Below are 2559 nucleotides of genomic sequence, written 5' to 3' on the forward strand. Positions count from 1 at the left end.
CGCCGCCGAGCGCTTTGCCCGGGGCGGCGTCGGCCAGGCCGGGGCGCAGGCGCTGCCGTTCAACGCCTGGATCGATGACTGGAACTTCGCCACCCGCCCTGGCGCCGCCAACCCCCTGGCCGATATGCAACTCAAGGCCAGTGGCGCGCAGTTCGCCTACGACCTGCAACTGACCTCCAGTCGCCCGCTGGTGCTGCAGGGCGACCACGGCTACAGCCGCAAATCCGACCAGGGCCAGGCGTCCTACTACTACAGCCAGCCCTTCTTCAGCGCCAACGGCAGCGTCACGCTCGACGGCCAGACCTACCAGGTCAGCGGCAACGCCTGGCTCGACCGCGAATGGAGCAGCCAGCCCCTGGCCGCCAACCAGACCGGCTGGGACTGGTTCTCCCTGCACCTGGACCGAGGCGAACAACTGATGCTGTTTCGCGTGCGGCAAAAGGACGGCGGCGGCTACCTCACCGGCACCTGGATCGACGCCCAGGGACACACCGAGACCCTGCACAACGCGGACATCCAACTGGCGCCGCTGACCACCACCGAGATTGACGGGCGCAGCATTCCCACGCGTTGGTCGCTGAAAATCCCCGGCAAGCACCTGGACATCACCCCCGAGGCCGTCAATTCGAAGGCGTGGATGAACCTGGGCATTCCCTACTGGGAAGGGCCGGTGAAGTTCGACGGTGGGGTGGGGTATCTGGAGATGACGGGCTACTAGCTGATTGATTGGCCCCCTCGGAACGGTCAACCCACTCTCAAAAAAACTACTGTACATAAAACCAGTATTGTCCTAGAGTCCATCCCAGGTGACCGGATGTCGCCGATCACCTGAGCTTCTATTTTTTAACTATGGATGGATAAAAAATGAAATCGAAAAAAGCCCTTATGCTGGGTGCGGCCATGATGGCCTCCTGCTTCGTCTCGGCCTGCGCCCTGGCTGATCAAGCGCCTTCGAAACTCAGTGCCGAAGCGGTCAAGCAGGCCGTGAACACGGCGCTCAAGTCCGGCGGCAAGCTGGACGCGTCGAAGGTGTCGCCTGAGCTCAAGCAAAAACTCTCAGTGGCCAAGTCCGGCCAGTCCAGAACGGTGACCAAAGCCCTCAAGTCGGCGCCGTTCGACAGCGTGGTCGGTGAGCTGAAGAAACCGGCGCAAAGCCAACTGAAAAGCGCGGCGGTTGCAGCGTTTGAACCGCTGTTCCCCACCCTGGATATCAACACGCTCTACACCGTCGATGGCGTGCAGGCCGGTAACGAGTTTGCCTACCACTTCAATCTGGCGCAGAACGCGCGGGTGCTGGTGCAACTGGTCAACCAGAGTGCAGGGGCGGACATGTCGCTGACCCTGTTCCAGGATGACGGCCAGGGCAATCTGAGTGTGGTGGGTGCTTCGGATGCCGCAGGCAATGCCGATGAATACCTCAACGGTGTACTGTCGGCCGGTGACTACTACTGGTACATGGTGGCCAAGGTCGCCGATAACGCGCAGTTCAGTTTCGGCGTGGCGGTGGACAGCAACATCGACGCGTTCGAGCCCAACGACAGCGCGCAAACCGCGTTCGTATTGCCCGACTCGATGAACAAGGTCAGCGGCAACCTCGACAATGCCGGCGATGTCGATTACTTCGACTTCAAGGCGGTACGTGGGCAAAGCGTGAGCATGTACCTGGCGGGCGACGAGGAGGGTAGCCGTAACCAGTGGATCTTCGACCGCTTCGATGGCGTCAATTGGATTACCGTACCGGCCGGCTCCACCTCGACCTATCCGAGCGTAACGCCGGGCACCACCGTGAAGGTGCGTGTGCGGGCCAATCCGGCGGTGGCGCAGGACCCGAGCAAGTATTACCAGTTGAGCCTGGGCTCCACGCCGCGCCTGAACACCAGCAGTGTCAAGGGTGACAACATCGTACGGGTGCCGGTGAGCGAGATGCCGCTGGCCACCCAGACCGCACGGCTGCTGAATTGGTCGACCCAGTGGTCGGACTCCACCGGCGCGCCGCTGCTGGGCGTCACCCCGGTGTTGCGCGTGGATAACCACTTCGTCGACTTTAACTACCGCTGGGTCGACTACAAGACGACCACCAACAGCGCGGGTGTGTCCCAGGCCACGGCCAATATCGGTACCTGCTTCGGTGATTACACCACGGTGATCAACGACAGCAGCACCGGCGTACCGTACACCTGGAGAACCACCTACAACCAGGGTGGCTGGCGCATCGAGCTGGCCGAATTCCCCGGCGTGGGCGTCGGCGGTAACAACGTGCAATACGTCAGCCTGGGGCATATCTGCACCCAGGACATCATCCACTGATTCAGTGATGTGAAACGCAAGGGGCAGCCTGCAGGGGCTGCCCCTTTTTTGCGCCGTGTGCCGCACATTTTTGCAGGCTGCAACAATTCGAATGTGGGAGGGGCGGTGCGACGATTCGACTTGCCCCCGATGGTCATAGGTGCCTACACAATTCCAGTAGCGCCCAACCGTAACCACGATGCGAAGCGAGCCGCTCTTGATCTGGCTTTTGATCTTGATCTGAGGCGCCCCGTTAAACCACGCTGGCCGAAC

The 2559-nt window shown here is 61.5% G+C and carries 2 protein-coding genes; both read left to right on the plus strand.

The genetic code is table 11. From position 1 onward, the window contains the following. Positions 1-718: lipocalin family protein (locus tag BFP89_RS07065; RefSeq protein WP_065884812.1), on the plus strand; the 718-nt coding region annotated here is incomplete at its 5' end. Positions 719-864: 146 nt separating this feature from the next. Continuing rightward, positions 865-2307, plus strand: a complete 1443-nt coding sequence (locus BFP89_RS07070; protein WP_065884813.1) for a hypothetical protein — start codon at positions 865-867, stop codon at positions 2305-2307. Positions 2308-2559 lie beyond the last annotated feature (252 nt).

The organism is Pseudomonas sp. 31 R 17 (assembly GCF_900004915.1).
Taxonomy (GTDB): domain Bacteria; phylum Pseudomonadota; class Gammaproteobacteria; order Pseudomonadales; family Pseudomonadaceae; genus Aquipseudomonas; species Aquipseudomonas orientalis_A.